Source organism: Xanthomonas sp. NCPPB 2933, assembly GCF_056725225.1.
The window spans coordinates 4,623,789-4,648,736 of the sequence record NZ_CM161518.1 but is presented as its reverse complement, the minus strand read 5'-3'; the positions used below and the strand labels follow the sequence as shown (position 1 = coordinate 4,648,736).

General features: G+C 63.3%; 22 protein-coding genes. 14 read left to right on the top strand and 8 right to left on the bottom strand.

Translation table 11 applies throughout. The features are described from left to right. Positions 1-11: 11 nt before the first annotated feature. Positions 12-1,844, top strand: a complete 1,833-nt coding sequence (gene lpdA / locus AC1PLU_RS19565; RefSeq protein WP_481107014.1) for a dihydrolipoyl dehydrogenase — start codon at positions 12-14, stop codon at positions 1,842-1,844. A gap of 284 nt (positions 1,845-2,128) precedes the next feature. Here lpdA and AC1PLU_RS19560 read toward each other — a convergent pair whose 3' ends face one another. Continuing rightward, positions 2,129-2,941: a hypothetical protein gene (locus tag AC1PLU_RS19560; RefSeq protein WP_481107013.1), complete on the bottom strand. Its 813-nt coding sequence runs from the start codon at positions 2,939-2,941 to the stop codon at positions 2,129-2,131. A gap of 529 nt (positions 2,942-3,470) precedes the next feature. On the opposite strand from AC1PLU_RS19560, the gene AC1PLU_RS19555 reads away from it, so the two are divergent. The 10 genes from AC1PLU_RS19555 to AC1PLU_RS19510 all read left to right on the top strand — a co-directional run bounded on the left by AC1PLU_RS19555 (position 3,471) and on the right by AC1PLU_RS19510 (position 11,711). Then, positions 3,471-3,836, top strand: coding sequence for a hypothetical protein (locus tag AC1PLU_RS19555; RefSeq protein WP_481107012.1), 366 nt, complete (start codon positions 3,471-3,473; stop codon positions 3,834-3,836). 25 nt (positions 3,837-3,861) lie between these two features. After that, positions 3,862-4,662 carry a F0F1 ATP synthase subunit A gene (atpB, locus tag AC1PLU_RS19550; protein WP_006450422.1) on the top strand — a complete coding sequence of 267 codons (801 nt, stop codon included), beginning with the start codon at positions 3,862-3,864 and terminating at the stop codon, positions 4,660-4,662. Positions 4,663-4,734: 72 nt separating this feature from the next. Further along, positions 4,735-5,037: a F0F1 ATP synthase subunit C gene (atpE, locus tag AC1PLU_RS19545; RefSeq protein ID WP_002814105.1), complete on the top strand. Its 303-nt coding sequence runs from the start codon at positions 4,735-4,737 to the stop codon at positions 5,035-5,037. Positions 5,038-5,150: 113 nt separating this feature from the next. Beyond that, positions 5,151-5,621 carry a F0F1 ATP synthase subunit B gene (locus AC1PLU_RS19540; RefSeq protein ID WP_006450423.1) on the top strand — a complete coding sequence of 157 codons (471 nt, stop codon included), beginning with the start codon at positions 5,151-5,153 and terminating at the stop codon, positions 5,619-5,621. Between the two features lie 3 nt (positions 5,622-5,624). Then, positions 5,625-6,152, top strand: a complete 528-nt coding sequence (locus AC1PLU_RS19535) for a F0F1 ATP synthase subunit delta (protein ID WP_006450424.1) — start codon at positions 5,625-5,627, stop codon at positions 6,150-6,152. 47 nt (positions 6,153-6,199) lie between these two features. Continuing rightward, on the top strand, positions 6,200-7,747 hold the full coding sequence (atpA, locus tag AC1PLU_RS19530) for a F0F1 ATP synthase subunit alpha (RefSeq protein WP_055824757.1): 1,548 nt from the start codon (positions 6,200-6,202) through the stop codon (positions 7,745-7,747). A 189-nt stretch (positions 7,748-7,936) separates the two neighbouring features. Next, complete coding sequence (atpG, locus tag AC1PLU_RS19525; RefSeq protein WP_006450426.1) at positions 7,937-8,800, top strand: F0F1 ATP synthase subunit gamma; 864 nt, start codon at positions 7,937-7,939, stop codon at positions 8,798-8,800. Positions 8,801-8,944: 144 nt separating this feature from the next. Further along, entirely contained in the window at positions 8,945-10,351 is a 1,407-nt protein-coding gene (gene atpD, locus AC1PLU_RS19520) for a F0F1 ATP synthase subunit beta (protein WP_006450427.1), read from the top strand. Between the two features lie 134 nt (positions 10,352-10,485). Continuing rightward, positions 10,486-10,908: a F0F1 ATP synthase subunit epsilon gene (locus AC1PLU_RS19515; RefSeq protein ID WP_006450428.1), complete on the top strand. Its 423-nt coding sequence runs from the start codon at positions 10,486-10,488 to the stop codon at positions 10,906-10,908. A gap of 233 nt (positions 10,909-11,141) precedes the next feature. Beyond that, positions 11,142-11,711 carry a chorismate mutase gene (locus AC1PLU_RS19510; RefSeq protein ID WP_481107011.1) on the top strand — a complete coding sequence of 190 codons (570 nt, stop codon included), beginning with the start codon at positions 11,142-11,144 and terminating at the stop codon, positions 11,709-11,711. 188 nt (positions 11,712-11,899) lie between these two features. On the opposite strand, the gene AC1PLU_RS19505 is transcribed toward AC1PLU_RS19510, so the two are convergent. Next, positions 11,900-12,283: a GtrA family protein gene (locus AC1PLU_RS19505; protein ID WP_481107010.1), complete on the bottom strand. Its 384-nt coding sequence runs from the start codon at positions 12,281-12,283 to the stop codon at positions 11,900-11,902. Positions 12,284-12,427: 144 nt separating this feature from the next. On the opposite strand from AC1PLU_RS19505, the gene glmU reads away from it, so the two are divergent. Then, positions 12,428-13,792: a bifunctional UDP-N-acetylglucosamine diphosphorylase/glucosamine-1-phosphate N-acetyltransferase GlmU gene (glmU, locus tag AC1PLU_RS19500; RefSeq protein WP_481107009.1), complete on the top strand. Its 1,365-nt coding sequence runs from the start codon at positions 12,428-12,430 to the stop codon at positions 13,790-13,792. Positions 13,793-13,901: 109 nt separating this feature from the next. Next, positions 13,902-14,867, top strand: a complete 966-nt coding sequence (locus tag AC1PLU_RS19495) for a right-handed parallel beta-helix repeat-containing protein (protein ID WP_481107008.1) — start codon at positions 13,902-13,904, stop codon at positions 14,865-14,867. Between the two features lie 41 nt (positions 14,868-14,908). Here the strand turns inward: AC1PLU_RS19495 and AC1PLU_RS19490 are convergent, their stop codons facing one another. The 6 genes from AC1PLU_RS19490 to AC1PLU_RS19465 all read right to left on the bottom strand — a co-directional run bounded on the left by AC1PLU_RS19490 (position 14,909) and on the right by AC1PLU_RS19465 (position 22,757). Next, on the bottom strand, positions 14,909-16,261 hold the full coding sequence (locus tag AC1PLU_RS19490; protein ID WP_481107007.1) for a sensor histidine kinase: 1,353 nt from the start codon (positions 16,259-16,261) through the stop codon (positions 14,909-14,911). Between the two features lie 8 nt (positions 16,262-16,269). Next, a complete protein-coding gene (locus tag AC1PLU_RS19485; RefSeq protein ID WP_115039689.1) occupies positions 16,270-17,613 on the bottom strand; it encodes a sigma-54-dependent transcriptional regulator in 1,344 nt (447 codons plus the stop codon). A gap of 485 nt (positions 17,614-18,098) precedes the next feature. Next, positions 18,099-19,307, bottom strand: a complete 1,209-nt coding sequence (locus AC1PLU_RS19480; RefSeq protein WP_115039690.1) for an FtsX-like permease family protein — start codon at positions 19,305-19,307, stop codon at positions 18,099-18,101. A gap of 65 nt (positions 19,308-19,372) precedes the next feature. Beyond that, a complete protein-coding gene (locus AC1PLU_RS19475; protein WP_115039691.1) occupies positions 19,373-20,674 on the bottom strand; it encodes an ABC transporter permease in 1,302 nt (433 codons plus the stop codon). 11 nt (positions 20,675-20,685) lie between these two features. Beyond that, positions 20,686-21,405: an ABC transporter ATP-binding protein gene (locus AC1PLU_RS19470; protein ID WP_481107006.1), complete on the bottom strand. Its 720-nt coding sequence runs from the start codon at positions 21,403-21,405 to the stop codon at positions 20,686-20,688. A gap of 80 nt (positions 21,406-21,485) precedes the next feature. Next, positions 21,486-22,757 (bottom strand): efflux RND transporter periplasmic adaptor subunit, encoded by a 1,272-nt coding sequence (locus AC1PLU_RS19465; RefSeq protein WP_481107005.1) that lies wholly within the window; start codon positions 22,755-22,757, stop codon positions 21,486-21,488. Between the two features lie 204 nt (positions 22,758-22,961). On the opposite strand from AC1PLU_RS19465, the gene glmS reads away from it, so the two are divergent. Continuing rightward, entirely contained in the window at positions 22,962-24,791 is a 1,830-nt protein-coding gene (gene glmS, locus AC1PLU_RS19460) for a glutamine--fructose-6-phosphate transaminase (isomerizing) (protein WP_481108559.1), read from the top strand. Positions 24,792-24,948: the final 157 nt, after the last annotated feature.

The following is a 24,948-nucleotide window of genomic DNA, read 5'->3' as shown; positions in this document are numbered from 1 at the left end:
AGGAGAAGCAAATGGCGGTCATTGAAATCAAGGTTCCAGACATCGGCGATTACAGCGATGTCCCCGTCATCGAAGTGCTGGTCGCCGTCGGCGACAGCGTGGTCAAGGATCAGGGCCTGGTAACGCTGGAGTCGGACAAGGCCACGCTGGAAGTGCCGTCCTCGGCTGCGGGCGTGGTCAAGGAACTCAAGATCAAGGTCGGCGACAACCTGTCCGAAGGGGCGGTCGTGCTGCTGCTGGAAACCGAAGGCGAGGCCGCCGCACCGGCTGCGCCCGCCAAGGCCGACACCAAGCCTGCGCCGGCTGCTGCAGCACCGGCCGCCGCGCCGGGCAGCAAGCCGCCGGTGACGCCCTCGCATCGCGCCCCGGCCGAGCCGGCGCCGTCCAAGCCGGCGCTGGCCAGCGGCAAGCCGGCCGATATCGAATGCAAGATGGTGGTGCTCGGCGCCGGCCCCGGCGGCTACACCGCCGCGTTCCGCGCCGCCGACCTCGGCCTGGACACCGTGCTGATCGAGCGCTACGCCAGCCTGGGCGGGGTCTGCCTCAACGTCGGCTGCATCCCGTCCAAGGCGCTGCTGCATGCCGCCGCGGTGATCGATGAAGTGGCGCATGCCGGCGATTTCGGCGTGGACTTCGGCCAGCCCAAGATCACCCTGGACAAGCTGCGCGAGTACAAGGAAAAAGTGGTCGGGAAGCTCACCGGCGGCCTGGCCAGCATGGCCAAGCAACGCAAGGTGCGCACCGTCACCGGTGTGGCCAGCTTCGTCTCGCCCAACGAGCTGGAGATCGTCGGCGACGACGGCAAGACCCAGTTGCTGCGCTTCGAGCACTGCATCATCGCCGCCGGCTCGCAGGCGGTGAAGTTGCCGAACTTCCCGTGGGACGACAAGCGCGTGATGGACTCCACCGACGCGCTGGAGCTGCACGACATCCCCAAGACCCTGCTGGTGGTCGGCGGCGGCATCATCGGCCTGGAAATGGCCACGGTGTACAGCGCGCTGGGCAGCAAGGTCACCGTGGTCGAGTTCATGGACCAGCTGATGCCGGGCGCCGACAAGGACCTGGTCAAGCCGCTGGCCGACCGCCTGAAGAAGCAGGGCGTGGACGTCTATCTCAAGACCAAGGCCACCGACGTCAAGGCCGACTCCAGCGGCATCACGGTGTCGTTCGAAGCCGCGACCGAAGGCGAAAAGCCGGGTCTGCAAGCGACCGCCTACGATCGCGTGCTGGTCGCTGTGGGCCGCACGCCCAACGGCAAGAAGATCGGCGCCGACAAGGCCGGCGTCACCGTCACCGAGCGCGGCTTCATCCCGGCCGATCGGCAGATGCGCACCAACGTGCCGCATATCTTCGCCATCGGCGACATCGTCGGTAACCCGATGCTGGCGCACAAGGCCACCCACGAAGGCAAGCTGGCCGCCGAAGTGGCTGCCGGCGAGAAGAAGGAATGGGTGGCGCGGGTGATTCCGTCGGTTGCCTATACCAACCCGGAAATCGCCTGGGTCGGCGTCACCGAAACCGAAGCCAAGGCCAAGGGCCTGAAGGTCGGCGTGGCCAAGTTCCCGTGGGCCGCCAGTGGCCGCGCAATCGGCATCGGTCGCACCGAAGGCTTCACCAAGCTGATCTTCGATGAAGAAACGCATCGCGTGATCGGTGGCGCCATCGTCGGCGTGCATGCCGGTGATCTGCTGGCCGAAATTGGTCTGGCCATCGAAATGGGCGCGGAGGCCGAAGACATCGGCCACACCATCCACGCGCATCCGACCCTGAGCGAATCGGTCGGCATGGCCGCCGAAGTCTACGACGGTACCATCACCGACCTGTACATCCCGAAGAAGAAGTAAGCCGCGCACATTGCGTGCAGTGCCAACGACGCCCCGCCTTGCGCGGGGCGTCGTCGTTTGGGCGTCGTGGTGTTGATCGCACAGCAAGCCCGTTGGATTCCCAGGCCATCGAGGATCCAGATCAGGTAGACGTGCGGCGCGACAGCGTGGGTGAGATGCCGTTGGCCGATTATGCGTGCGTCGCCGCGCACCTCTGCCCAACGCCATAGCGGCGCATTCGGCACATGGAAAAATGCAAAAGGCCCGCAAAAAGCGGGCCTTTTGGGTTCAACGGTGGGTGTAACTCAGAACGCGAACGTCACGCCTGCAACCGGGCCCTTGAACTCCTGCTTCAAACCGATCAGGCCATCGCTGCCGCGCTGGTCGACATCGAGCTTGAACCAGTCGTAGCCGGCGAACAGACCGAAGTTCTTGGTGAAGCGATATTCGGCAATCGCGTTGGCGCGGCTCAGGTCGCCCTTGTAATCGTCGAAGTTGCCCCAGCTGGTGTTGAGGTACTGACCCTGCACGTTGAACAGCCAATGCTCGCTCGGACGCGCGGTGAAGCGGATACCGACCACCGGCGCAACGCCGTCGGCCTTCTCGTTCAACACGTCGCCGCTGAACACGCTACCCAGATCGGCATAGGCGTTGGCTTCGACCTTGGCGTATTCGGCACCGAGCTGCAGGCCCAGGCTGAATTCCGGCGAATCGATGACCGAGTAGTCATACACCAGGGTGGCGACCTGATACTTCAGCTCACCCTTGATGAAGCTGCCCGTCGGCACGGTGATGCCGCCGCCGCTCAGATCCTGGGTCAGGGTCTCGCGGCGATCCTTGTCGTACTTGAAGTAATCGAAGATCAGGCGCTGACGGGTGCTGATGCGGAACACGCCATCGATGCGCGGCTCCCATTCCTTGCCGCCGAGCTTGAAATCTTCATTGACCGACACGTTGTTGCCTGCCACCAGCGTGTTGCCACGGATGGTGTTGTCGTTGTCGACGTTCATCGCACCGAGACGAATCTGGAAGCGATCATCGGTGTCTTCGGCATGGGCAGGCGCGGCATAAGCGGCAGCCAGTACGCACGGGATGACCAGTGCGAGAAGGTGTTTCATGGGGAGCTCCATAGTTCTAAGAGAGGCAGGCAACCGACCTGTGGCGCGCACTATCGATAAAATGGTGTCGTTCACAAGTGAACGAGCTGTCGATTCGATGTGAAGGCCTAAATAGCAATCGGACAAAACGGTCCGGTGCCGCGGGCAGTTCGACTTTCGTCATGCGCCGCGCAATCGAGGCGCCAATAACGAAACGATGCGGCTGGTATCGCGCCAGGAACGCGTCGATTGGACCGCCGATGGGAAGGTCGCAGGGTGCGACAAAATGCGTAAAAAGCAGGAGCCCCGGTCTCCCAGGGCTCCTAGACGCAGCCTGCGGCAGTACCTTTCGACGAGGATGTGCAGGCCTCGTAGGTTATGACCGCCTGTTTGTGGCAAAGTTCCCACCCGTTGCCGCAGCACCTGTATGGTGCGCCGCAGCAGCCAGTGACTTCTGCCGGTTGTCTCGCAATTTGTCCCATTGCTATACTTTCGCGGCTCGACGAGGCGCATCTGCGCTTCCCACTCATTCACACGTAAGGTAACCGTAGTGCTGAACTCCGTTGACGCGGGTCGGCGGTTGATGCTGCGCGCTGCGGTATATCCGCTTGCCGCTGTAGCTATAACCAGTCTGGGGTTGCTGTTGGTCGGTCCCCGTTACGCTGCCGGTCTGGCGTTGACCGGATTTGCGACAGTACTGGGCGGCTGGGTCGCAGCACGGACTGCGCTAGGGGGCGGGATCCAGGCGGCAGGTATAGCCATGGTCCGGTTGATCCTGGCGATGGTGTTGAAGTGGGTATTGGTTTTCGTGGCGCTGGCGCTTGGCTTCGGCCTGTGGCGGCTGCCTCCTCTGGCTTTGTTGGCGGGTATCGCCATCGGGCTGATTTTTCAGATTCTGGCTCTGGCCAGGCGTTGATTCGAACTTAAAGGGCTCCGGACACATGGCGGGCGAGGCAGCAACACCTACCTCCTATATCCAGCATCACTTGCAGAACCTGATCTATCCGGTTCGCGAGGGTGGCGGTACGTTTTGGACCATTCACGTCGACACCCTGGTCATGGCCGTGTTGATGGGCCTGGTGATGGTCGTCGGCTTCTGGACCGCGACCCGCAATGCCACCGCCGGCGTGCCGGGTAAGTGGCAGGCGTTCGTGGAAATCTGCCTGGAGTTCGTCGACCGGCAGGCCAAGGACACCTACCACGGCACCAGCAAGCTGGTGACCCCGATCGCGATCACGATCTTCTTCTGGATCCTGTTGATGAATCTCATCAAGATGATCCCGGCCGACTTCATCGCCATCCCGCTGGGCTGGGCCGGCATCCACGCCTGGAAGCCGGTGCCGACCGCCGACGTCAATGCCACCTTGGGCATGTCGATCAGCGTGTTCTTCCTGATGATCTTCTTCTCGCTGCGCTCCAAGGGCGTGGGCGGCATGACCAAGGAATTCCTGACGGCGCCGTTCGGCAAGTGGATGATGCCGTTCAACCTGCTTTTGAACATCGTCGAGTGGCTGAGCAAGCCGATTTCGTTGGCGATGCGACTGTTCGGCAACATGTTCGGCGGCGAGATCGTCTTCCTGCTGATCTGGGTGCTGGGCGGTGCGGGCATCGCCGGCATGGTTGCTGGCGGCGTATTCGGCCTCGGCTGGATGCTGTTCCACCTGTTGGTGATTCCGCTGCAGGCCTTCATTTTCATGATGCTGTCGATCGTGTATCTGAGCCTTGCCGAAGACAGTCACTGAGTTTGCTGCACCCTTCATCTGCTTCATCCCGATTCATCCATCACCCTTAGAAACTTTCGTTCGGAGATCACCATGTACCTCGCCGTCCTGACCAACCTCGCTCAAGTCCAGAGCTCCACCGTCCTCGCCGTCGGCATCATGATCGGCCTGGCCGCGCTGGGTGCCGGCCTCGGTCTGGCCATCATGGCTGGCAAGTTCCTGGAATCTGCCGCGCGCCAGCCGGAACTGATCCCGGTGCTGCAGGTCCGCATGTTCATCACCGCCGGCCTGATCGACGCCGCGTTCATCATCAGCGTCGCTGTCGGCCTGCTGTTCGCCTTCGCCAACCCGCTGGCCCAGGTGTTCATCGAGCGTCTGTCGCAGGCTGCTGGCTGATCCAGCGGTAGCAGGATGTGGAGGCAGCCGCGTGCGGTTGTCTCCGCGGATGAAGGTCGGAAAGCGTCGCCATGCGGCGGCGCTTTCACCCCTAAAGAGCGATTGAGCGACCCATGGACATCACCCTTACCATCTTTGCCCAGGCGCTGGCCTTCGCCGGTCTGATCTGGATCGTCGCGACCAAAATCTGGCCGCCGCTGCTGCAGGCGATCGAAGAGCGTCAGCAAAAGATCGCTGAAGGTCTGGCTGCGGCCGATCGGAGTCAGAAGGATCTGGCGCAGGCGCAGGAAAAGGTCAACGAAGCACTGAAGGACGCACGCACCAAGGCCAACGAGATCATCGATCAGGCCCATGCGCGCGCCAACCAGATCATCGAAGCGGCCAAGCACGAGGCAATTGCCGAAGCCAACCGTCAGAAGGATCTGGCGCAGACCGAGATCGACGCATCTGCCACCCGTGCCCGCGAAGAACTGCGCAAGCAGATCTCGGTGCTGGCGGTCAGCGGTGCCGAGAAGCTGCTCAAGCGCGAAATCGATGCCAACGCCCACAAGGCGCTGCTCGACGAGCTGGCGGCGGAGATTTAATCGATGAGCCAGGCCCTCACACTTGCCCGTCCCTACGGCCGTGCCGCGTTTGCGATCGCGCGTGAGGGCGGTACCTTCGCACTCTGGTCCGATGCGCTGGCGTTCTCGGCGCAGGTGGCCGGCGACCCGCGCGTGGCTGCATTGCTGCTCAACCCGGCCTTGCGCCAGGAACAGGCAGTGACGTTGCTGGCGCCGCCAACGGCGAGCGAAGACTATCTGCGCTTTCTTGGCCTGCTGGCCGATGCGCAGCGCCTGTCGGTGCTGCCGGAAATCGCAGGCTTGTACGAACAGCTGCGTGCCGAGGCCGAACATGTCGTCAAGGCGACGGTGACCTCGGCAACTGAAATGACCGCGACCGAGCTGGACACGATCGCTGCTGCGCTGAAGAAGCGTTTTGGCCGCGAGGTGGACATCACCACCGCGGTGGATGCTTCGTTGATCGGCGGCGCGGTGATCGACACCGGCGACGTGGTCATCGACGGCTCGCTGAAGGGCAAGCTCGCGCGTCTGCAAAGCTCGCTCGCCCACTGAATTCACATAAACGCATGGCCCTCGCGGCCGGCACCTAGGACTGAACGATGGCAACCACGCTCAACCCCTCCGAAATCAGCGACCTGATCAAGACCCGCATCGAGACGGTCAAGCTGTCCGCGGAGTCGCGCAACGAAGGCTCCGTGACCAGCGTGTCCGACGGCATCGTGCGCATCTTCGGCCTGGCCGACGTGATGCAGGGCGAAATGATCGAACTGCCCAACAACACCTTCGCGCTTGCGCTGAACCTGGAGCGCGATTCGGTCGGCGCCGTGGTGCTGGGCGATTACGAGAACCTGCGCGAAGGCGACGTGGCCAAGACCACCGGCCGCATCCTGGAAGTGCCGGTCGGTCCGGAGCTGCTCGGTCGCGTGGTCAACGCACTGGGCGAGCCGATCGACGGCAAGGGCCCGCTGGGCGCGACCCAGACCGCACCGGTGGAGCGTGTTGCGCCGGGCGTGATCTGGCGCAAGTCGGTCGACCAGCCGGTGCAGACCGGTTACAAGTCGGTCGATGCGATGATCCCGATCGGCCGAGGCCAGCGCGAGCTGGTCATCGGCGACCGCCAGACCGGCAAGACCGCGCTGGCGATCGATGCGGTGATCAACCAGAAGGGCACCGGCATCAAGTGCGTGTACGTGGCGATCGGCCAGAAGGCCTCGACCGTTGCCAACATCGTGCGCAAGCTCGAAGAGAACGGCGCGCTGGCGCACACCGTGGTGGTGGCGGCGACCGCGTCCGAATCGGCCGCGATGCAGTACATCAGCCCCTACGCCGGCTGCACCATGGGCGAATACTTCATGGACCGCGGCGAAGACGCGCTGATCGTGTACGACGATCTGTCCAAGCAGGCCGTGGCCTACCGCCAGATCTCGCTGCTGCTCAAGCGCCCGCCGGGTCGCGAAGCCTATCCGGGCGACGTGTTCTATCTGCATAGCCGCCTGCTCGAGCGCGCTGCGCGCGTGTCCGAGGAATATGTGGAAAAGTTCACCAACGGTGCGGTGACCGGCAAGACCGGTTCGCTGACCGCGCTGCCGATCATCGAAACGCAGGCTGGCGACGTCTCTGCATTCGTGCCGACCAACGTGATTTCGATCACCGACGGCCAGATCTTCCTGGAAACCGACCTGTTCAACGCCGGTATCCGTCCGGCCGTGAACGCCGGTATCTCGGTGTCGCGCGTCGGTGGTGCGGCCCAGACCAAGATCATCAAGAAGCTGTCCGGCGGCATCCGTATCTCGCTGGCGCAGTACCGTGAGCTGGCTGCGTTCGCGCAGTTCGCCTCGGATCTGGACGAAGCCACCCGCAAGCAACTCGAGCGCGGTCAGCGCGTCACCGAGCTGATGAAGCAGAAGCAGTACGCGCCGATGTCCATCGCCAACCAGGCGCTGTCGATCTATGCCGTCAACGAGGGCTACCTCGATGAAGTGCCGGTCAACAAGCTGCTGGCGTTCGAAGAAGGCCTGCACGCCCACTTCGCCAACACCCAGGGTGAGCTGATCTCCAAGATCAACACCACCGGCGGTTGGGACAACGACATCGAAGCCGGCTTCAAGAAGGGCATCGAAGAGTTCAAGACCACCGGTAGCTGGTAAGTCAGTAGCCGGGATTTGGGATTGGGCAGTCGGGATTCGTAAGAGCGGTGGTTCGGGGGCTTAGGCCACTCGAAGCACCACTTGCGAATCTCCAGATTCAGGTATTCGGGAGTCGTGGTGCGGGATGCGGGAGGCTTTGGCCAATCCCGAATCACCCATCCCGAATCCCACCAGCGAAGCGAGCGAGCAATGGCAGGCGGACGCGAAATCAAAACCAAGATCAAGAGCGTGCAGAACACCCGCAAGGTGACGCGCGCGCTCGAAATGGTCTCGGCCTCCAAGATCCGCAAGGCGCAGGACCGCATGAAGACCTCGCGTCCCTACGCGCAGGCCATGAAGCAGGTGATCGGGCATCTGGCGCAGGCCAGTACCGACTATCAGCATCCGTTCCTGATGGAGCGTGCGCAGGTCAAGCGGGTCGGCTACATCGTGATCTCTTCCGACCGCGGCCTGGCCGGCGGTCTGAACAACAACCTGTTCCGCAAGATGCTGGGCGAAGTGCGCCCGTGGCAGGAGCAGGGCGCCGAGATCGACGTGGTGACCATCGGTCAGAAGGCCTCGGCGTTCTTCCGCCGCATCAAGGTCAACATGGTCGGCAGCGTCACCCACCTGGGCGACAGCCCGCACATCGAGCAGTTGATCGGTGTGATCAAGGTGATGCTGGATGCCTTCACCGAAGGCAAGGTCGATCGCGTGTATCTGGTCTACAACCGCTTCGTGAACACGATGACGCAGAAGGCCAGCTTCGATCAGCTGCTGCCGCTGCCGGCCGCCGAACACAAGGTGGCCCATCACGATTGGGATTACCTGTACGAACCCGATGCCGCCAGCGTGCTGGAGCACGTGATGACGCGTTACATCGAGTCGCTGGTGTACCAGGCCGTGCTGGAAAACGTGGCCTCCGAACATGCCGCGCGCATGGTGGCGATGAAGGCCGCCAGCGACAATGCCAACAAGATGATCGGCACCTTGCAACTGGTTTACAACAAGGCGCGTCAGGCGGCGATCACCCAGGAAATTTCGGAAATCGTCAGCGGCGCGGCCGCGGTATAGGCACGGCCGGGATTGGGGATTCGGGATTGGTAGGAGCGCAGCGGATGGCGCCCTTGCGAATCCCCAATCACGAATCCCAGATCACAAAATTCCACGAGATGGCATCTGCCACTCGGACAGAACAAAGCTAACCGGAGCAGCAAAATGAGTCAGGGCAAGATCGTTCAGATCATCGGCGCGGTCGTCGACGTCGAATTCCAGCGCCATGAAGTGCCGAAGGTCTATCACGCGTTGAAGGTCGAAGGCACCGAAATCACCCTGGAAGTGCAGCAGCAGCTCGGCGATGGCGTGGTGCGCACGATTGCGCTCGGCTCCACCGACGGCCTGAAGCGCAACCTGCTGGCCACCAATACCGAGCGTGCGATTTCGGTGCCCGTCGGCGCCGGCACGCTGGGCCGCATCATGGACGTGCTGGGTCGCCCCATCGACGAAGCCGGCGACGTGCAGGCCTCGGACCATTGGGAAATCCACCGCGCTGCACCGTCGTACGAAGACCAGTCCTCCAGCACCGAGTTGCTGGAGACCGGCATCAAGGTCATCGACCTGATGTGCCCGTTCGCCAAGGGCGGCAAGGTCGGCCTGTTCGGCGGTGCCGGCGTCGGCAAGACCGTCAACATGATGGAACTGATCAACAACATCGCCAAGGCGCACTCGGGTCTGTCCGTGTTCGCCGGCGTGGGCGAGCGTACCCGTGAGGGCAACGACTTCTACCACGAGATGAAAGACTCCAACGTGCTGGACAAGGTCGCGATGGTGTACGGCCAGATGAACGAGCCGCCGGGCAACCGTCTGCGCGTTGCGCTGACCGGCCTGACCATGGCCGAGTACTTCCGCGACGAGAAGGACGAGAACGGCAAGGGCAAGGACGTGCTGCTGTTCGTGGACAACATCTACCGCTACACGCTTGCCGGTACCGAAGTGTCCGCGCTGCTCGGCCGCATGCCGTCGGCAGTGGGCTACCAGCCGACCCTGGCCGAAGAAATGGGCGTGCTGCAGGAGCGCATCACCTCGACCAAGAGCGGTTCGATCACCTCGATCCAGGCCGTGTACGTGCCTGCGGACGACCTGACCGACCCGTCGCCGGCGACCACCTTCGCCCACCTGGATTCGACCGTCACGCTGAGCCGTAACATCGCCTCGCTGGGTATCTACCCGGCCGTGGATCCGCTGGATTCCACCAGCCGCCAGATGGACCCGCTGGTGATCGGCCACGAGCATTACGACACCGCCCAGCGCGTGCAGCAGACCTTGCAGAAGTACAAGGAACTGAAGGACATCATCGCGATCCTGGGCATGGACGAGCTGAGCGAAGAAGACAAGCAGTCGGTATCGCGCGCACGCAAGATCGAGCGCTTCTTCAGCCAGCCCTTCCACGTGGCCGAAGTGTTCACCGGCTCGCCGGGCAAGTACGTCTCGCTGAAGGACACCATCCGCGGCTTCAAGGCGATCTGCGACGGCGAATACGACCACCTGCCGGAGCAGGCGTTCTACATGGTCGGCAGCATCGAAGAAGCCGTCGAGAAAGCCAACAAGATGAGCGCCAAGGCGTAATAGCCGGGATTTGGCACGGGATTTGGTACGGCGGTGAGCGGGGTGCGGAGACGAGGTGAGTGGGCACAGTGAAAGCTGCGGTTGCCAATCCCGAATCTCCAATCCCCAATCCCCGCCTCACAAGGTAAGTCACCATGAGCACTATCCGTTGCGACATCGTCAGCGCCGAGAAGGAAATCTTCCACGGTGAGGCGACGCTGGTCGTGGCCACCGGCGAGTTGGGCGAGCTGGGCATTGCGCCCAAGCACGCGCCGCTGATCACGCGCCTGAAGCCGGGCAAGGTGGTGGTCACCACCGCCAGCGGCGAGCAGTTGGACTTCGCCATTTCCGGCGGCATCCTGGAAGTGCAGCCGCAGGTGGTGACCGTGTTGGTCGACACCGCGGTGCGTGCCCAGGACATCGATGAAGCCGCGGTACGCAAGGTCAAGGAAGAGGCCGAACGTCTGCTGGCCAACCGTGGCGACGCGGTGGATGTGGCGGAAGCGCAGCGTCGGTTGGCCGAGGCGACCGTGCAGTTGCAGGCGCTGGAGCGCTTGCGTCGTACGCTGAAGCACTAAACGCACGATGGCGTGCGCCCTCGCGGCGCGTGCAAGCGTGACAACAGATCTACAGCCACACGCAGGTGTGGCACTGGAAACGCCGACCATCGTGTCGGCGTTTTCGTTTTTGGAGATGCGCCTGCGTGGCGCAGCCCACCTGTACCGGGGGAGCAGGCACACTGCGTGCCTTGCGCGATGCCGCCTGCTGCAGGCGGCGCGGCCTCTCACCCATGCACGTTGAGGAACACCCAATGACCCGCACGATCGATGGCTTTCGCAGTTACGCACTGACCGGCCTGCTGGCCGTCGCACTGCTGGGTTGCGCACTGCCGGCGCGTAGCCAGCCGCCGCTGGATCCGTTGCTGGATCGCATCGTGCAGCGCAATGCGATCGGCGATGCGGTGGCGCTGAGCAAGTGGGACAGCGGCAAGCCGGTGCTGGATCAGACCCGCGAGGCGGCGGTGCTGCAGAGCGTGCGCGATCAGGCCGCTGCGCACGGGCTGGATGCCGAGGATGCGGCGCGGTTCTTTGCAGCGCAGATCGAGGCCAACAAGGCAGTGCAGTACGCACTGTTGAATCACTGGCGCGAACGCGGACGCGCGCCGGACACCGCACGTCCGGATCTGGCGACGTTGCGTGTGCGTCTGGATCGGCTGCAAGGCGAATTGCTCGATGCATTGGCCGACGTTGCACCCTTGCGCGCAGCGCCCGGGTGCCCGGCCAGCACCGCGCGTGCAGCAGCGCATTACGCGGCGCAATGGCAACTGGATGCGCTGCATCGCGCCGCACTGGTGCGCAGCCTGGGCGATTTCTGCCACTGAACCCCGCACCGCCACCAGCACCCAGGTGCCGATCGTCCCCTCAGGAGGGGGACGCTCTACCGAGCACGCGATCAGCGATGCGCTAAACGTGTATTGGCTGATCTGCACCTGGCGGCGACATGGATCGCGATTTCTTCAGCCGAAAGCAGCAGCGTCTTCGGTCACTGCGTTAGCGTCAGTGCGCTCGCTCAGCGATACACCACATGCCGGCCAAGAAAAAACGACACGATCGCCAACCCGCCTTCCACCAGCGGTTTGGCCAGCCAGGCCTGACGCAGGCCGAGCAGATCCACCGTCGCCGACAGCAGCCAGGTGCTGATCAGTGTGAGCACCAGCCACATCACCGCAAAGCGGCGGAAGCGCTGCCAGCCCAGACGTGCACCACCTTCCTTGGCGAAGGTGTAGCGGCCGTTGAGCCAGAAGCCAAGCACTGCACCGCTGATGCGCCCGAGCAGATTGGCAGGTACTGTCGGCATGCCCGCCGCAGTGGCGGCAATGAAGATGCCGCAATCCACAGCCAATTGCAGGGCGCCAATCAGGGTGAACTGGCTGCCTTGGCGGAACAGACTCATGCGGGCCGGGTGATCGTGAGAGGGCGCTCATGCTAACGGCAGCGGCGCTTAAAAATCGTAATCACCAAAAGACGGCGATGCGGTAACGACGCGCTGCCGAGACAGCGACTAGAATTTGTCCATCTCACGTTTTGGAACGCTTCGATGACTTTGCCCCTGCACGTCGTGATCCTGGCCGCGGGAGAGGGCAAGCGCATGCGCTCGTCCCTGCCCAAGGTGCTGCAGCCGCTTGCCGGCCAGCCGATGCTGGCGCACGTGATCGCCACTGCGCGGCAGTTGCAGCCAGCCGCGATCCATGTGGTGTACGGGCACGGTGGTGAGCAGGTGCAGGCGGCGTTCGCTGCGCAAAGCGATCTGCACTGGGCCGAGCAACGTCAGCAACTGGGCACCGGGCATGCGGTGCAGCAGGCGATGCATGCGATTCCGGACGCAGCCACGGTGCTGGTGTTGTACGGCGATGTGCCGCTGATCCAGTCCAACGACTTGCTGCAACTGCTGCACGCACCCGGGCGCATGGCGGTGCTGGTGGCCGATGTGCCCAATCCCAGCGGTTACGGCCGCATCCTGCGCGATGCCGAAGGCAAGGTCGCCGCGATCGTCGAGCAGAAGGATGCCAACGACGAGCAGCGCCGCATCCGCACCATCAACACCGGCATCCTCACCGCCGAGTCCACGGCGCTGCGTCGTTGGCTGAGTGGTTTGTCGAACCAGAATGCGCAGGGCGAGTTCTACCTCACCGATGTGTTTGCCAGCGCTGCGGCCGATTTCACCCCGGCCGACATGGTGCATGTGAGTGATCCGCAGGATGTGGAAGGTGCCAACGACCTGTGGCAACTCGCGCTACTGGAGCGCGCCTGGCAGACACGTGCGGCACGTGCGCTGTGCCTGCGGGGCGTGCGCATGGCCGACCCGGCGCGCGTGGAGCAACGCGGCACGGTGACAGTGGGCAATGACGTGCAACTGGATATCGATGTGATTCTGGAAGGCGAGGTGACGCTGGGCGATGGCGTGGTGATCGGCCCGTTCGTACGGCTACGCGATGTCACGCTTGGTGCCGGTACGCAGGTGCGCGCGCACTGCGATCTGGAAGGCGTGGTGACCGAGGGCGCAGCGATGATCGGCCCGTTCGCGCGGCTACGTCCCGGCACCGTGCTTGCCGATGGCGTGCATATCGGCAATTTCGTCGAGACCAAAAAGGTCACGATGGGCGTGGGCAGCAAGGCCAACCATCTGACCTATCTGGGCGATGCGGTGATCGGCAGCAAGGTCAACATCGGCGCCGGCACCATCACCTGCAACTACGACGGGGTGAACAAGTCGCAGACCACCATCGGCGATGGCGCGTTTGTCGGCTCCAACAGCGCGTTGGTGGCACCGATCGCCATCGGCGCCATGGCCAACATTGGCGCGGGCTCGGTGATCACCCGCGATGCGCCTGCCGGCCAGCTCAGCGTGGCGCGTGCGCGTCAGACCGTGATCGAAGGCTGGGAGCGTCCGACCAAGAAATAGCGGTGGGTGCATGCGGCTTGGTCGTCGTACTGCACCGCATGCTGCACCTGCGCTGTGCAGTGACGATACTGGCAGACCACCCACGTCGCCAACGATTACGAGGTGCCCAATGCAAACGCGACGCTATGCACTGCTGTTGATGGTGTTCTTGGCAGCGCTGCTACCAGGGGCGGTATCCGCACAGACCTTTCGGCTGTATCTGGCGCCGGATGGCAGCGACGCCGCTGCGGGCACCAGTGCCTCGACGGCGTTGCGTAGTTTGAGTGCCGCCCAACAACGCTTGCTCGAACGGCGGCCTACCGGCGCGGTAGATGTGGTGATTGCCGCAGGCACGTATCTGCGGCAGTCGGTGCAATGGACATTCACCAACGGCGCGTCCATTCGCTTCATCGCAGCATCCGATGCCGCCACGCCACCGTGGTTCGATGGACGCGGTGGCGCGACCTGGTTCACGCTGAAGGGCGGCGCCAATGCCGCCACGCGGCTGACCTTTGCCGGTTTGAAAGTCAGCAATTACTGGATGGCAATGGATCTGGGCAGCAGCAAACGCAGCCAGGACGGCAACAGCGGCAACGTGATTCGCAACATGAGCTTCGAGCGGATCGGCGGCATCCATGGCAGCAGCAGCGAAGCGGCGTATTCATTCGCGGCGATCCGCTTGCAGAATTCGCGCGACAACCGCATCGAACGCAATCGCTTCGTGTCCATCGAAAACGACACCAAGACCTCGGGCTTCATCCATGCGCTGTATCTGGCGCGTCACTCCTCCGGCAATCGCATCGAAGGCAATACGTTTACCGACGTCAACGGCGATGCGGTGCGTACCCGCGATGCTTCGGACAACACCTACGTGAGTGCCAACCGTTTCGTCCGGGCCGGCAAGTACGCGGCGTTTTCGGACTGGATCAAACCCGACGGCGAATGTCCCTCGCAAGGCGGGCAGTTCTTCGACAACACGGTGGGGGCTGGCTATTACGGCGCGATCGACGCCACGCGAACGACGGGTGCAGACGATGCCTGTGGTGCGTTGAAGAAACCGCGAATCGAAGAGCGCGGGACGCTTCGCGGCGACTGAAAGCCGTTATCAAACGGTTGCTCGCTACAGCTTGCAGCGAACTAACCGGCCACCGCAGACGGCAGCAACAAGGTGACGCATAACCCGCCGTGTTCGCGATTGTGCAGCGAGATGCGTCCGCCGTGGGCTTCGGCGATCTCGCGGGTGAGCGCAAGTCCGAGCCCGGTGCCGTTGCGCTTGGTCGAGTAGAACGGCATCAGTGCGTTATGCAGCACGGCCTCGTTCATGCCGTTGCCGCGGTCCAGCACTTCGATGCGCAGCCACTGCGGCACGCGGGTCACGCGCACAGCGACGTCGCTGTTGGGTGGCTGCGCCTCGCTGCAGGCCTCGTGTGCATTTTTGAGCAGGTTGAGCAATGCCTGCTCGATCTGCGCCGCATCGATGCGACTGGAGACATCCGCCAGCGCGCCTTGCAGCTGAAACGGAATCTGTTGCCGCAAGCGCCCCAGAAACGGCGCCCATTCGATGGTCTGCAGCTGCGGCTGCGGCAACTTGGCAAAGCGTGCGTAGCCTCGGATGAAGCCTTCTAGATGGCGTGCGCGTTCTTCGATGGTTTCGAACACGATGCCGAGCCGATCGGTGCGTTCGCGACGCAGCAACTCGGCGCCGGAATGTGCCAACGAGGCGATCGGTGCAAGCGAGTTGTTCAACTCGTGGCTGATCACACGGATCACCTTCTTCCAGGTCTGCACTTCCTGGCGGCGCAGTTCGTTGGTCAAGGTGCGGATCAACAACAGCTCGTGGCCGCGTCCGTTGAGATGAAAACTGCGGCGGGAGAGGTGATAGATCTGCTCGTCGTCTTCGTCATCGCCGTCTTCGCGTACTGCGAACAGACAATCGCCGCCGCGTGCCAAGGCATCACGCAATTCGTTCGGCATGCGGCCGAGCACGTCGTCCAGATGCTGGCCTTCGAGTTTGCGGCCGTCATGCAGCAGCTTGCGCGCAGCGTTGTTGGAGAAACCAATACGGCGCACGCCATCGCCACCGGCCACCACCAGCAGCATCGCCACCGGGGTGTTTTGCAACATGGTGTCGAGCATCAATTCGCGCTGCACCAGATTGCGCCGTTGCGCGCGCAGTACCTCGCCAAGTTCTGCGTGCGCCTGCACCAGTTGCGCCAGTTCGTCGGTGCCGCGCCAGTACACGCCGAAATTGTATTCGCCATCGCGGTAGCTGCTGGTGGTGCCGGCCAGTGCGCGGAACAGCGAGCGCATCGGCGCAGTGGCGCGGCTGAGGCTGAACCACATCGCCGACAACAGGAGCACCGCCGAGAGCGCCGCGACTTGCCAGCCACGGTCCAGCCAGTACGCGGTGAACCACGGCAACGCGGCCGCTAGCGCCAGCACCGGCAACAGCCGCAAAAACAGGGAAAATGTGAAAGAACGCTGCCACATGCCGGGGATCATTCCGAAGTAATGCCGTAGCGGTCCATGCGCCGATACAGCGCCTGTCGGCTCAGGCCCAGCTCGGCGGCAGCCTGGGCGATGACGCCTTGTGCGCGCGCCAGTGCCTGTTCGATGCGGGCACGATCCGGCTCGCCTGCAGCCGGCGCAACCGGGCGCGGCGCGGCAGCGCGTGGCAAGTTCAGATCGCTGGCTTCGATACGCACACCTTGCGCGAGCAGGGACGCGCGTTGCAGCACGTTGCGCAACTCGCGCACGTTGCCGGGCCATGCGTGCCGCTGCAGCGCATCGCGCGCCTGCGTGGACAGTGGTTTATTGCCGGCCAGAAAATGCTCGGCCAACGGCCCGATATCGCCGGGGCGTTCGGCCAGTGCCGGCAGCGCGATTTCCACCGTGTTGAGGCGGTAGTACAGATCTTCGCGGAAGCTGCCCTCGCGGATCATCGCTTGCAGATCGGCATTGGTGGCGCTGATCACGCGCACCTTGGCATGCCGTTCGCGGTTGGAGCCCAGACGCTCGTAGCGGCCGGTTTCCAGCACGCGCAGCAGCTTCATCTGCCCGGCCAACGGCAGGTTGCCGATTTCGTCGAGAAACAGCGTGCCGCCATCGGCGGCTTCGAACTTGCCTTCGCGCGCCTTGTTGGCACCGGTATAGGCGCCGGCCTCGGCGCCGAACAATTCGGCTTCGATCAATTCACCCGGCAATGCGCCGCAGTTGAGCGCAATGAACGGGCCATGTTTGGCCGGCGAGTTGGCCTGGATGATCTCGGCGATCTTCTCCTTGCCGCTACCGTTGGGGCCGGTGATCAGCACCGGCAGGTCCGAGCGTGCGACCTGGCAGGCGAGCGCGATCGCGCGTTCGCTGGCGGGGTCGGCGAACACCGCGCCGCGCAGATCGTAACGTTGGGTCAGCTGCTCGCGACCTCGGCGTTCGCGCTCACGGCGGCGTTCGAGTTCGCGGCGTGCTTCGGAGAGTTCCAGCAGGTTGTTGACCGTGGTCAGCAGCTTGGTGTCGTCCCAGGGCTTGGCGATGTAGTCGGCCGCGCCGGCCTTGACCAGGCCCACCGCGCTGCCCAGATGGGTCCAGGCGGTGAGCAGGATCACCGGTAGATCCGGATGGCGCTGACGGATCTGCGTGAACAACGCTTCGCCTTCCTCGCCGGAGGTGGTGTCGGCGCTGAAGTTCATGTCCTGGATCACCAGATCGAACCCTTGTTCGTCCAGCAGCGCCAACCCGGCCTGCGGCGAATGCGCGTGCCGTGCCTCGATGTCGTGCAACGAAAACAGCACCTCCAGCGCGGTGGCCACGGCGGTGTTGTCGTCGATGATCAAAATCTGCGGCATCGCGTTGCTCGATAGTGGGGCGGGCGGAAAGAGCTATAAGAACAGGATTCGGCGCGCGGCGGAACTATGTTGCGCATCGCAGCCTAGGTGTCTGAATGCATGCGTTTGGTTGGATTGCACATCACTGCGATTGGCGCGCAGAGGTCGTTGCGGGTTTGGCAAAGGTGCCGTTATGCAGGGCGTCGTCACACGGATGACCTGCCGGACCCAAGCAGTCCGGGCACGTGCAGGTGCTGCATCCTGTCGGTGGCAAAGTAGTGGCGGTGCTGTATGCCTCAGCGAAGGAATCGAAGACGCCTACGCCTCAGCGGTCCAGGTCGATGACATCGACGCTGTATTGCGCTGTATTGCGCTGGATTTAGCTGGTGATGGTGCGGCCGGCAGCGACAGGCAGCGTAGCGGCCAATTGCGCAATCTGCATCAGCGGCTGACCGCCGCCGCTACCCATCGTCGGCGGCATCGCCTCGATGATGGGTAGCGGTACATCACGCGCTACGCGTGGCCACCGCCGGCGGTACCAGCGCAGCGCGGCGGGCCGGCCAGAACACCGCGATTTGGCCGAGTGCCCACAAGGTGACTGCGCCGATCGGGAGATAGATCAACGGCAAGCGTGGCAGCTCGTAGCGCGCCATCAGCCAGAGGTTGATCGAATAGGCCATCAACATGCCGAGCACGATGCCGATCGAGGCGAGCAGGAAATTCTCGATCTGGAAATAGCGCAGGATCTGACCACGTGTCGCGCCTAACGCACGGCGGATGCCGATCTGCTTGGTGCGCTGCTGCACCCAGAAACTGGCCAGGCCGACGATGCCCAATGCGGTCACCACCAGCAAAGCGATGCTCATGGTGGCCAGTAGCCAGGACATCGAGCGATCCTGGCTATAGAAGTCCCGGCGCATGTCTTCCAGCGTCTGTTGTTCCTGGATGATGCGATTTGTGCTGTTCTTCTCCAGGACGGCGACCGCTTGACGCAGCACCTCCTGCCGCCGCTCTGGATCGGTTCGTAGCAGGTACCGATTCCCCTGCTTATAGGAAATCTTGACGGGGGACAGCATCGAGTCGTCGTAGACGGCAGCACCACCGTATTCGTTGACACGTGCGAAGTGCTCGACGATGCCGACGATCTTGCTTGGCGTGTCCCCCGTGTAGATGGACTTGCCCAATGCCGATTGCCCGGGGAACAATTTCTCTGCCGCACTCTTGGTCAGGATGACGCTGGGAACCTTGGCCGTCTCGTCGTCATTCCAGCTGAATTCCCCCTCAGTGAAACGCCGTCCTTGCACCAGTTTCAAGCCGAGCGTATCGAGCGTCTGGGGATCGCCGTTGTAGGCGTTGACGTCGATGGTTGGTATTTTTTGGTCAGCGCTCAGCTTGATGCCGCTGATCCATATGCCATTGCCGAAAGGGACCTGGCTGACAGAGGAGGCGAACTTGACGCCGGGAATCCCGCGCAGTGCGGCCAAGTCGGTTTCGGTCAATGCGTTGGCGTTTTCATCGAGCCCGATGCCGGTGATGCTGATGCTGACGATCTCGTTCTCGGCCAGGCCGCTGGGACGTTGTATGCGCTCCAGTCGGTTGCCGATGAGGAAAAGCGCATTGGAAACGATGGCGCAGCTGAGCGCTACCTCGAGGACGATCAACGCGGCGGCCGTCTTGTGACGCCGCAGCGTGGAAAGGATGGGGCGAATTTCCATGGAAGGGTTCCTTGATGGTTACTGGCTGCGGCCGGTGCCGCGAAAGTCGTCCGGCCGTCAGGGCATCACTGAGACTTGAGTTGGATGGCGGGGGCGACCTGGCAGGCGCGCCATGCCGGCAGCAATCCCGCCAGTACGCTTGCCAGCAGGGCAAGCAGGAACGTAGTGAACAACATGGCCGGATCCAGATGAGCGAGATCGGCGTAGTTGGTCGGTTGTTGCCGTACTCCCCACAGTCCAAGACCGGCTAGGCACAGGCCGAGAATGCCGCCGGTCAATCCGACCGCCGCTGCCTCCACCAATGCCTGCGCGAAGATGCTGCGCTTGGTCGCACCAAGTGCCCTGCGTACACCGATTTCTCCGCTGCGCCGCAGGAACTTTGCCAGCATCAGGCCGACCGTGTTGACAAGGCAGACCAGCAAGAAACCGAATGCCAGCCAAGTCTGCAGGCGGACATCGCTCGGTACCACTTTCTTGAAGTCCAGCCATTCCATCAAACTGCGCAGCTCCACATTGGCAGGCCGCTCAAAGCGTCCGGCACGCCGTTGCAGCTCCGAATAGTTCTCCAGATATTGCCGATACGCGGCAACTTTCTGCGGCGTGTCCAGCTGTACCCAGTACTGGATCCAGGCACAGGGTTCATTGATGTCTTCCCCGTTTGCGCTACCTCCTGCTCCCCAACAGGAACGCGAGCCGCTGGTTGAGAACTTCTGCTCGATCGCCGTGCTGAACGGGATGAAGATCTGTTCGAGTTTGCCGTAGTTGCCGCCGTTGTTGAGGTCGTAGAACTTCGGCGTAAGACGCCAGGCGCGCAGGACACCGACGACGCGCAAATCTTTGCGGCCCACACGCACTGTGCGTCCAACGCTGTTTTCGCCGTTGAAGAGTTTCTTGTTCAGCGCTTCGGACAGAACCGCCACGCGCGCACGGTTGCTGTCATCGCTCGTTGACCAAGCGCCCCCATAGAGAAAAGGGGTGTCGAACATCGGGAAAAAGTCGGTTGACGTATAGCGTGCGTCAAGCGAGAACGGGCGCAGGGAAGCGTTGTCTGGCTCCACGGCGACATTGCCGCCACTCATCATCGCCTGGCGATCGGCGCGTTTCTCGCGCAACAGGGCCTCGGCATCGAAGCGGGTCAGTTGCTCAAGTGCTTCCGTACTGCGGTGATCACGTGACCGGGCATCCAATTGCGGGATGAAAATTGTTTGGCTTCGGCCGGGCAACGGATCGCCAGATAGGATGTAGAACACCGTCAACGTGGTCATGCTGGCGCCGATGCCGAGCGCGATTGCCAGCACCATCAGCGCGGTGAGGATCTTGTTGCGGCGGAAGCTGCGCACCGCGAGAGTGAAGTAATAGCCGAACATGGAGGTGCCCCTTACTCGGCCCGGGTGGGTGCGCTATCGCGCGAGCGCATCAGAGCGGGATTGCGTTCCAGATCGGTGGCCTGGCCGTCGACGATGTGCACGTTGCGCTGCGCGCGTGCGGCCAGTTCCGGGTCGTGGGTGACCATCACGATGGTGGTGCCCTGGCTGTTGATTTCTTCCAGCAGTTCCATCACTCCGCGCGCCATCTGCGAGTCGAGGTTACCGGTGGGTTCGTCGGCCAGAAGGAGTCGTGGGCTGCCGGCCAATGCGCGCGCAATCGCAGCGCGCTGCTGCTGACCACCGGACAACTCGGTGGGGTAGTGCTTCAGGCGCGAGCCCAGGCCGACCTTGGTCAAGGCTTCTTCGATACGCTGTTTACGCTCGGCTGCGGCCATGCCGCGATAACGCAATGGCACATCGACGTTGTCGAACAGGTTGAGGTCGGGGATCAGATTGAAGCCCTGGAAAATGAAACCGATCTTCTGATTGCGCAGGCGCGAACGCGCATCGTCGGACAGATGGCTGACGTCTTCGCCATCGAGCAGATACTGCCCGCTGGTGAAGGTCTCCAGCAGCCCCGCGAGGTTGAGGAAGGTGGTCTTGCCCGAGCCGGAAGGGCCGGTGACCGCGACGAATTCGCCTTCGCGCACATGCAGGTCCAGCGAGCGCAGCGCGTGCGTCTCCACCTGTTCGGTGCGGAAGACCTTGGAGACCGATTGCATCTTGAGCATTGCCGATTCCTTTGCGTAGGAGATGTGTGCGAAAGAGATTTAGAGTGGCTAACAAACCGCAGTAAGTTTGCTGGCCGCTTTTAGTGAACGGTGACGCGTGGGGCATCGCCGAAGTTATCTGCGCCGGACACCACCACGCGGTCGCCCGCCTGCAGCCCGGAGAGCACCTGCACCTCTCCCAGGCTGCTGACACCCATGCGCACCGGGCGGCGCACCGCGGTGTTGCCATCCATCACATAGGCGTAGCTGCCGCCGGATTGTTCGACGAACGGGCCGCGCTCGACCTTGAGTACGTTGCGGCGGGTGTCCATCACCACGCGCGCGCTCATGCGCTGGCTCTGGCGCAGGCCCGGCGGCTGCTTGTCGGCAAAGCGGATGCGCGCGGTGACTTCGCCGTTGACCACTTCCGGCGACACCGCCGAGATGGCGCCGGGGAATGGTTCGCCATTGCCGCTGGTGAGCTGTGCCGGCATGCCGATCGCCAGATCGCGCGCGAAGCTTTCCGGCACCTTGATCTCGACTTCGAATTTGGACAGATCCACCACGCCCAGGATCGGCGCATTCGCCACGACCTGGGTGTGCTGCACCGCCTGCACCTGGCCGACCTGGCCGTCGAACGGCGACAGCAGCGTGAGCGCATCGACCTGGCGCTGCACTTCGGCCACCACCGCGCGCTGGCGGTCGGCGAGCAGGCGCTTGTTGCGCGAATCCAGATCCGCGCCCTGGCTCTTCAGCGAGGCATCGCGCTGCGCGTGCTGCAGGTCGATATCGGTCTTCTTCAAGGTGTCCTGTGCCTTGGCCAGTTCCACCTGCGGCACCGCGCCGCCATCGTAGCCGCGCTGATAGCGCTCCAGGTCGCGTGCGGCGGCCTGCTTGTCGATCTTGGCCTGGTCGGTGAGCTTGCTGGCGTTGGCACGGGCCAGCGTGGCATCCAGCCCGGCGCGGCTGGATTCAGCTTCCAGACCGGCCAGCGTGGCCTGCTCCTGCGCCAGCTTGCTGCGTAGCTCCGGGCTGTCGATGCGCGCCAGCTCCTGGCCCTGCTTGACCACGTCGCCGGCCACCACGCTCAGCGTCACCGTGCCGGCCGAGATGGCGTACAGCACCGGGCTGTTGGCGGCGATGACGCGGCCGTCGGCGGCGATGTCGCGCACCAGGTCGCCCTGGCTGACCGTGGCGATCCGTACCCGGCTGGCATCGAACGAGCGGCTGCCGGCGCTCCATGCGGTGACCGCCCAACCAATACCGGCCAACACTGCGACCGCAGCGATACCAGGCCACAGCCAACGGCGCCACGGCGCGCGCTGGGCGGATGTACGGAGAACCTGGTCCTGGGCAGAGGTATCGCGAATCATGATCGGCTGGCTCGTTGGCGTCACTGCGATAAAGCAGAACCTGTGCCAATTGCCAAGTGGCTGAAAGTAAAGGTCTTTGTGCTCAGGTGGCAGGTGTCCGCAGTGTCCGCGGACACCAACGCGGACACGCTGTCCGGGCATGGTCATGCAGCGGACAAGATCGGACACGCTAAAATGCGCGGCTTCGTCTTCAAGGGTTGTCCTATGTGCGGCATTGTCGGAGCGATCGCCGGGCGCGATGTGGTCCCGGTCCTGATCGAAGGACTCAAGCGTCTTGAGTACCGTGGCTACGATTCCTCCGGCATTGCGGTACTCGATGGCGCGCAGCTGCGCCGCGTGCGTCGTACCGGGCGCGTGGTGGAGATGGCGCAGGCAGCGCAGGCCGAGCAGTTCGGCGCGACGCTGGGCATCGGCCACACCCGCTGGGCCACCCATGGCGGCGTCACCGAGGCCAACGCGCACCCGCATATCAGCGCCGGCGTGGCGCTGGTGCACAACGGCATCATCGAAAATCATGAAGAACAGCGCGAGAAACTGCGCGCGCTCGGCTACACCTTCGAGTCGCAGACCGATACCGAAGTCATCGCGCATCTGATCCATCACCATCTGGGCAGCGCAGGCGATCTGTTGATCGCGCTGCAGCGCACGGTCAAGGAGCTCACCGGTGCCTACGCGCTGGCGGTGATGAGCCAGGCCGAGCCGGAGCGCTTCGTGTGCGCGCGCATGGGCTGCCCGTTATTGATCGGCGTGGGCGAGGGCGAGAACTTCGTCGCCTCCGATGTCTCGGCGATCGTGCAGGCCACCCGCCAGGTGATCTTCCTGGAAGAGGGCGATACCGCCGAACTGCGCCGCGAGGGCGTGCGGATTTTCGATGGCAACGACGCGCCGGTCGAACGCCCGCTGCATCTGTCGGATGTGTCGCTGGCATCGCTGGAGCTCGGCCCGTTCCGGCATTTCATGCAGAAGGAAATCCACGAGCAGCCGCGTGCGCTGGCCGATACCATCGAAGCGGCGATCGATGCCAAGGGATTTCCTGCGTCTTTATTTGGCCCGAATGCCGAAGCGGTGTTGCGCGACATCGAAGGCGTGCAGATCCTGGCCTGCGGCACCAGCTACTACGCCGGCATGACCGCGCGTTACTGGGTCGAAGCCATCGCCGGGCTGCCGTGCAGCGTGGAAATCGCCAGCGAATACCGTTACCGCGCTGCCTACGCCAACCCCAAACATCTGATCGTCACGATCTCCCAATCCGGCGAAACGCTGGACACGATGGAGGCGCTGAAATACGCCAAATCGCTGGGACATCTGCACACGCTATCGATCTGCAACGTGCCCGAAAGTGCGATCCCGCGCGCCAGCGAACTGGTCTGCTACACACGCGCAGGCGCCGAGATCGGCGTGGCCTCGACCAAGGCGTTCACCACGCAGCTGGCGGTGCTGTTCCAGCTCACCATGGTGCTGGGCAAATTGCAGGGCCGCATCAGCGAGGCAGATGAAGCCGATTATCTGGAGCAGCTGCGCTTTTTGCCGGGCAGTGTGCAGCATGCCTTGAATCTGGAGCCTCAGATCATGGCCTGGGCCGAGCGCTTCTCGGCCAAGGAAAATGCGCTGTTTCTCGGCCGTGGCCTGCATTACCCGATCGCGCTGGAAGGCGCGCTCAAGCTCAAGGAAATCTCCTATATCCACGCCGAAGCGTATCCGGCCGGCGAGTTGAAGCATGGCCCATTGGCGCTGGTGGATGCGGCGATGCCGGTGGTGGTGATCGCACCGAACGATCGCCTGCTGGAGAAGGTCAAATCCAACATGCAGGAAGTGCGTGCACGCGGTGGCGAGCTGTTTGTGTTCGCCGATCAGGACAGCCACTTCAGCGACTCCGAAGGCGTGCACGTGATCCGCACCCCGCGCCACGCCGGCGTGCTGTCGCCGGTGATCCACACTATCCCGGTGCAGTTGCTGGCTTATCACACCGCCCTGGCACGCGGCACCGATGTGGACAAGCCGCGGAATCTGGCCAAGTCGGTGACGGTGGAGTAGCGGCAGAAGCCCAGCATCGTGGGCGGTCGCAGGGAACTCTCGGTCCGACTGGACAATGGTTCGTCCAACCAGCGCCGATGTGTGGCGGGCGGACGGGTAATGCTTCGTCCAAACCCGAAAAGAGCGAAAGGGCGGGGGCGTCATTGCTCCCGCCCTT